At 67.7% G+C, this 7034-nt stretch carries 5 protein-coding genes; 1 reads left to right on the top strand and 4 read right to left on the bottom strand.

Annotation, left to right across the window (positions count from 1 at the left end; all coding sequences use genetic code 11):
* Window positions 1-288 precede the first annotated feature (288 nt).
* The 3 genes from QHF84_RS29425 to QHF84_RS29415 all read right to left on the bottom strand — a co-directional run bounded on the left by QHF84_RS29425 (window position 289) and on the right by QHF84_RS29415 (window position 5140).
* Window positions 289-495 (bottom strand): hypothetical protein, encoded by a 207-nt coding sequence (locus QHF84_RS29425; RefSeq protein WP_281316769.1) that lies wholly within the window; start codon window positions 493-495, stop codon window positions 289-291.
* 119 nt (window positions 496-614) lie between these two features.
* The gene (locus QHF84_RS29420) at window positions 615-3083 is read right to left on the bottom strand and encodes a sodium-translocating pyrophosphatase (RefSeq protein ID WP_281316768.1); all 2469 of its coding nucleotides are present in this window, start codon (window positions 3081-3083) and stop codon (window positions 615-617) included.
* A 371-nt stretch (window positions 3084-3454) separates the two neighbouring features.
* Window positions 3455-5140: a serine/threonine protein kinase gene (locus QHF84_RS29415; protein WP_281316767.1), complete on the bottom strand. Its 1686-nt coding sequence runs from the start codon at window positions 5138-5140 to the stop codon at window positions 3455-3457.
* Between the two features lie 312 nt (window positions 5141-5452).
* On the opposite strand from QHF84_RS29415, the gene QHF84_RS29410 reads away from it, so the two are divergent.
* The gene (locus QHF84_RS29410; RefSeq protein ID WP_281316766.1) at window positions 5453-5794 is read left to right on the top strand and encodes a hypothetical protein; all 342 of its coding nucleotides are present in this window, start codon (window positions 5453-5455) and stop codon (window positions 5792-5794) included.
* A 114-nt stretch (window positions 5795-5908) separates the two neighbouring features.
* On the opposite strand, the gene QHF84_RS29405 is transcribed toward QHF84_RS29410, so the two are convergent.
* Window positions 5909-7012, bottom strand: coding sequence for a sterol desaturase family protein (locus tag QHF84_RS29405; protein WP_281316765.1), 1104 nt, complete (start codon window positions 7010-7012; stop codon window positions 5909-5911).
* Between the last annotated feature and the right edge of the window lie 22 nt (window positions 7013-7034).

The raw sequence follows: 7034 nt of genomic DNA, 5'->3' as shown, positions 1-7034 counted from the left end.
CCAGCCACGGCCTGGACCGAACGCGGAGAAACTGCGCGATGCGCAGTTTCTCCGACGGGCCCGTGGCAAGACCACGAGGGTTCGTCTCACACGGCGACGGGGTCTCGTCCGTCGACCGGCTGTTCGATGAACTGCGCGTTGCGCAGTTCATCGACCCCGAGTCCAGCGCTTGCGCTGGTCCGGGTCCAGGGGTGGACAACCCCGGGGTTTGGGGCGTAGCTCGGCTTGCCGAGCGTAGCCCCATCGTTGAACAGACGGGGTCCGGGGTGAAACCCCGGCGCTACGCTCTCAGACGTCGTCCTCGTCTTCCTGAAGGATCGCCTCGGCGCCGAAGCGTGCGCGTGCTTCGAGCAGCTCCTGATCGCTGATCCACGTGCGATCGCACTCGGCCAGCGGCGCGACTTGGTAGACGTCTCTGCGGCTTTCGCCGTGCCCGTCTTCGAGCACGCGGACGACCTCGTGGTGGAAACCGCACGACGGGCAGAGAGCTCGCATGGCCTGATTTATAGTTCGAAGCTGTAACGGTCGCTTCGAAAAAGCGAACGCCCCCGCTCCGCGAGGAGCGAGGGCGCTCGAGGGGGGACCGCTCTCGTCGGTCCTCCGTCAGGACGTGATCAGTGCGCCGCCGGCGCTGCTGCCTTCACGTCCGTCTTGATGCGCATGCCGTAGAACGAACGCCACACGAAGATCGCCGACGCGACGAAGAAGATGCCGGCGAGCACGACGCTCGTGCCGTGCGGGATCTTGATCGCGAGCTCGACGGCGAGGAGGCCGAAGAGCGTGGTGAACTTGATGATGGGGTTCATGGCGACCGACGAGGTGTCCTTGAAGGGATCCCCGACGGTGTCGCCGACGACGGTCGCCGCGTGGAGCGGCGTGCCCTTCTCCTTCAGCTCGACCTCGACGAGCTTCTTCGCGTTGTCCCAGGCGCCGCCGGCGTTCGCCATGAAGAGCGCCTGATACAGGCCGAAGAGCGCGATCGAGATGAGGTAGCCGATGAAGAAGAACGGATCGAGGAACGCGAAGGCGAGCGTGCCGAGGAAGACCGCGAGGAAGATGTTGATCATCCCGCGCTGCGCGTACTGCGTGCAGATCTCGACGACCTTCTTGCTGTCCTCGATGCTCGCCTTCTCGGCGCCCTCGAGCTTGATGTTCGCCTTGATGAACTCGACCGCGCGGTAGGCGCCGGTCACGACGGCCTGGCAGGAGGCGCCGCTGAACCAGTAAATCACCGCGCCGCCGACGATGAGACCGAGGAGGAAGGGCGCGTTGATGAGCGAGAGGCGCTGGATCGCCTCCACCACGCCGAACTCCGCCTGCAGCTCGAGGATGATCGAGAAGATCAGGGTCGTCGCGCCGACGACTGCGGTGCCGATGAGCACCGGCTTCGCCGTCGCCTTGAACGTGTTGCCCGCGCCGTCGTTCTCTTCGAGATAGTGCTTGGCCTTCTCGAAGTCGACGTCGAAGCCGTGTTCCTTCTTGATCTCGTCCTTGATGCCGGGGATCGACTCGATCACGCTGAGCTCGAAGACGCTCTGCGCGTTGTCGGTCACCGGGCCGTAGGAGTCGACCGCGATGGTCACCGGGCCCATGCCGAGGAAGCCGAAGGCCACGAGGCCGAAGGCGAAGACCGGCGCCGCCATCGTCGACGTGAAGACCGACGCGAGGCCCTGGAGCGCGACCATGTACGCGATGCCCATGAGGCCCGCGATGACCATGCCGAGCCAGTAAGCGCTGAAGTTACCGGCGACCATGCCGGAGAGGACGTTCAGCGAAGGCCCGCCCTCGCGCGACGAGGTGACGACCTCGCGCACGTGGTTGCTCTCGGTCGAGGTGAAGATCTTGACCGCCTCGGGGATGATCGCGCCGGCCAGCGTGCCGCAGCTGATGATGAGCGAGAGCTTCCACCAGAGCGTGCCGTCGCCGAGGTTCGGGATGAGCAGGTACGACACGACGAACGTCAGGCCGAGCGAGACGAACGAGGTGAGCCACACGAGCCAGGTCAGCGGCGCCTCGAAGTTCATCTTGTCGACGGTGCCGTAGCGCGCCTTCGCGATCGCCTCGTTGACGAGGTAGCTGACGACGCTCGCCACGACCATCATGATGCGCATCACGAAGATCCAGACGAGGAGCTGGACCTGCGTCTTGACGTCCGCGACCGCGAGCAGGATGAACGAGATGAGCGCGACGCCGGTGACGCCGTACGTCTCGAAGCCGTCGGCGCTCGGGCCGACCGAGTCACCCGCGTTGTCGCCGGTGCAGTCGGCGATGACGCCCGGGTTACGCGCGTCGTCTTCCTTGATGTTGAAGACGATCTTCATGAGATCGGAGCCGATGTCGGCGATCTTCGTGAAGATGCCGCCCGCGATGCGGAGCGCCGAGGCGCCGAGCGACTCGCCGATCGCGAAGCCGATGAAGCACGGACCTGCGTACTCGCCGGGGACGAAGAGCAGGATGATCAGCATGACGAGCAGCTCGACGCTGATCAGCACGGTGCCGATGCTCATGCCCGCCTTGAGCGGGATCGCGTAGGTCGGGAAGGGCTTGCCGCGGAGAGACGCGAACGCCGTGCGGGAGTTCGCGAATGTGTTGATGCGGATGCCGAACCAGGCGACGCCCGTGCTGCCCGCGATGCCGACGAGGCTGCAGAACAGGATGAGCGCGACACGACCGACGTCGAAGTGCTTGAAATAACCGTAGTACACCGCGATCACGAGGCCGATGAGGACCTCGAGGAGCACGATGAACTTGATCTGCGTGATCAGGTACGTCTTGCAGGTCGCGTAGATGAGCTCAGAGATCTCGAGCATCGAGCGATGCACGGCCATCTTCTTGAGCTGCATGTAGATCGTCATCCCGAAGATCAAACCGAGCGCGCAGACGCCCATGCCCGCGAGGAGCAGGGTGCGTCCGTCCATGTTCCCGGCGAAGGAAACAGAGCCCAGATCGGGAAGCTTCAGCGAAGCCTCGTCCGCGTGCGCGGGACGAGCCAGGGCGATAGCGAACAGCGCGCCGACGACGGCCAAGGCGCGCGCGGGCCACGCTCGCGCCCAACTCGGGCGCGAAGAACCCTCTACGTTCATGACGGTGTGCCTCCTTCAAACGAGGAGACTGCCGACGGTAGGCTTACGCCGCCGCGGCGATCTCCCAGGTTCCGAGGGGTTGGCCGCCTGCGTGAGTCGCGGATGAGCGGGCACCGACGGGGTTCGCCCCCGCGGCGCAGGCTCCGTCGAAATCGACCCGCTAGCCCTGACGCCGACGCTTCAGCACAGCCTCGCCCTCGACGGTTTTCCCCGCCGAGGCGCGCGCTGACTACCACAACGCGTCTTCCCCGTCATCTTTCTTTTGCTTGGAGTTGGGCCGGACGAGCCCGGCCCCTCGGCAGGTCGGTTCGGGCGGCGGTTTTGGGGGCGTGGCTCGGCTCGCTCGCCCGAGCGGAGCCCCCATCCTCCGCTCAGTTGCCCGGACGTTTTTCCAGCGAGGGCTTGGGCTCACCGCTCTCGGTCGACGCGGGGCTCGCGTCCTTGTTCGCCGTGAGCAGCTCTGCCACGAGATCCCGGCACTCCGGCTTGTTGCGCAGGTGCGCGAGCAGGAGGTTCGACGCGTCGCTGAAGGCCTTCTCGAAGGCGAGGCCCTCACGCGTCCGCTGCGTGACCTTCTCGCGCCCTTGCCCGAGGTCCTCCTCGAGCGCCTCCGCGTACCGCGTCAGTTGCCCGCGGAGCTCGTCGATCTGCCGCCGCAGATCCCGCGCCGTCGTCTCGCGCGTGTTCTTCTTTGCTTCGTACCGAGCGAGCTGCTCGCGCTTCGCCTGCACCGTCGCGGCCGTCGCGCCCGCGCGCTCGAACACCGTCCGATCGAACGCGCCTTGCCGCGCGGCGCCGTCAGCGAGCTGCTTCGCCTCCATCGCGAACTTCTCCGCCTGCGCGAGCTCGCCGCGCACCTTGTCCACGTCCTCGCCGTCGGCCGCGGCCTCGCGCATCACGCGCGACTCCTCGTGCGCGAGCTCCTCGACCTTGCGGCCGATCTCCGCGCGGAGCGCGCGACCGCGCCGCTCGAGGGCCTCGACCTTGCGCGTGTGGCTCGCGACCTCGCCTTCCAGCCGGTTCGCCTTCGCCGCGAGATCCCAGAGCTGCGCGAGCGCCCCCTGGATGTCGGGCGGCGCGTTCCCGGCCGGATGCGCGCGGGCCACCATGCGGGCGAAGAGCGCCGTCCGGTTCGCCCACTCCGTCACGCCGGCCGACTGCGGCGGCGGGGGCGGCGGCGGCGCGGGCACGGCCTCGCCCGTCTCCATCTCCCAGGGCGTGCTCGGCAGGCTGCGCTGCAGCGCCTTGAGCTCCTCCTGGAGATGGTGGGCGTCGCGGTAGCGCTTGCGGATGTCCTTCTCGAGCAGCCGCATCGCGATCATCTCGCCTTGCGGATGCGCGTCGGGGCGCACCGTGCGCGGGCGCCGCGGGATCGCGGTCCGCTGCATCTCGAGCAACGTCTCGCGATCGTTTGCACGGAAAGGAAGTTGCCCCGTGAGCATCTCGTAGAAGAGCACGCCGAGCGCGTAGAGGTCTGCGTGGGGCGTGGCCTCCTCGCCGCGCGCCTGCTCGGGCGACATGTACTCGGGGGTTCCGAAGACTGCGCCTTTCGGGGCGAGGCGCGGGTCGCGGGCGATCGCGGCGAGTCCGAAGCCGAGGATCTTGACGAAGTCCTTCCGGCCGCCGCGTTGCGTGAGGAGGATGTTGTCGCTCTTGAGATCGCGGTGCACGACGCCGAGGTCGTGGGCGCGCGCGAGGGCGGCGCACATCTGCTCGAGGATGTCGACGCCTCGCGCGATGGGCATGGGCCCGCGCGCGAGCTCCGCGGAGAGCGGCGTGCCGACGAGGTACTCCATCACCAGATAGAGCTCGCCTTCCTCGGTCTCGCCGATGTCGTGGATGTCGATGATGTGCGCGTGATCCACGCGGTTCGCCGCGCGGGCCTCGCGGAGCATCCATGCGCGGAGGTGGGTCTCGCCGCGCAGATCCGGCCGGATGAGCTTGAGCGCGACCACCCGATCGATGAGCACGTGGCGGGCGCGGTACACCACGCCCATACCGCCCTCGCCGATCCGGGTCTCGAGGCGGTAACGACCTGCGACGACCTTACCGATCATCGGGTCCGCGCTCGCGGTCTTCGGGCCTAACGATGATCGCTGGAGAGCGCGCTGATCCATGTTCCTTCGTGTTCTCCTCGGGTACGGGGCTGGCTCGCGTGACGATCCACGCGCCGCCCGCTCGATCTGCCGCGGATGCGCCCGACGTTCTGTCGTGCGCCCGCGGAGGCGAGGCCTTGCGGCATCATCGCGAATACTACCAGGGGAGCGCGCGCCGCGTCGACGGGGCTTGATGGCGCCGCCCCAAGGCTGCTAGCGTCCTCTCGTCGCCCCAGGCCCTCACAAACGCCGCGGGGGGCGACACCGCCAACAATGTCAGGACCGATCGAGAGCTCAGGCGACATCGAGATCTATTGCCATCCGGCCCGATCCTCGACCCGCGGCACCGTGCCGTTCTTCGAAAAGATCCCGCCGGGGGAGCGGCTCTCGCTCGTCTTCGTCCCGAGCGAGACGTCGGTCCCGCCCTACTCGCTCAAGGTTTTTTCGCCGTCCGGCGCGAACATCCTCGACACCCTCGTGCGGGATGCCCCGACGGGCGCGCCGCAAAGCCCTGCGCCGATCGAGTTCGTCGTGTCGTCCCCCGGCGTGTACCGCATCGAGATCCGCTCCCTCCACGGCCGGCAGCGCGGCGACGCCAAGGTCCGCGTCGGCTGACGGACCCCCCTCGAACGAGCCGAGCACGAACGCGACGCCGAGAGCCCGCACGGGTTCGGCGCTCCAGTACGGTGGCTCCTGGTCAAACGCCCAGGGCGCTACCGTGCGTCCTCGTCAGAGGAGCATCACCAGCACGAACGGGGTGGCGACGATCCGCGCGGCTTCGAGCGGCTTCGCCCACGCGCGCCCTTCGAGCACGCCCCCGAGCCCGCCGAGCGACGCCACGAACCACGCCGAGAACACGAGCTGCGTCGCGAGCGGGGCCGACGCGCCTTTCAAGAGGAAAAACACCGTCGCGGCGAGCGTGACGACGAGCATCACCGCTGCGTAGATGCCCGCGCCGCGCGTCGGCCGCAGGTCGTACTTCGGCCGATCCGGCGCGATGGTGAGGTCGGCGGGCGTCATCCCGCGGGGCCGCCACTCGGGCGGCATGATCCAGACGAGGAGTTTGTCGAGGAAGCGCGGCGCACGGGCGGCGGTCTCGAGGATGTCGCGGAACGGCGCCCATGCGCAGACGAGCGGGTTCCACGACGCAACGGGCTTCACGGTCCCGTACACGGGTTTGTCGGCCTCGGGCTCGAACGTCCCGAAGAGGCGATCCCAGATGATGAGCATGCCGCCGTGATTGCGATCGAGATACCGCCCATTGCAACCGTGATGCACGCGGTGGTGCGAGGGCGTATTCAGCACCCATTCGAGCGGGCCGAGCTTGCCGACGAGCTCGGTGTGAATCCAGAACTGATAAACCGTGTTGAGGCCGAGGGCCGTCGCGAACATGGCCGGCGGGAATCCGAGCAAGGCGAGGGGCAGGTAAAACACGCGCGACACGAGCGGCTGGACGGGCCCCTGGCGGAGCGCGACGGCGAAATTGAAATCCTCGCTCTGATGGTGCGGCGCGTGCGCGGCCCACGCGAGGTTCATGCGGTGCGAGGCGCGGTGGAACCAGTAATAGGAAAAATCGAGGCCGACGAGCAAACCGACCCAGGCGAGCGCCGAGCTCGGCGAGACGTCGAAGAAGCGGCGCTCGTAGAGCAAGAGGTACCCGCCGAGGAGGACGCCCGCCGCGACGACGCCGAAGAGGGTCTGTGCCGAGCCGAGGAGCAGATCCGCGAGGACGTCCGGGCCGCGATAGACGCGCCGCTTTTTCACGCGCCCCACGAGCCATTCGATGCCTATGAGGAGGAAGAATCCTGGGATCGATAGGGTGATGACGTCCACGGCGGGGGCATGGTAGCGGGGT

It is taken from the genome of Polyangium sp. y55x31 (assembly GCF_029946505.1).
Classification (GTDB): domain Bacteria; phylum Myxococcota_A; class Polyangia; order Polyangiales; family Polyangiaceae; genus Polyangium.
This window is presented reverse-complemented; position numbering and strand designations above follow the sequence as displayed.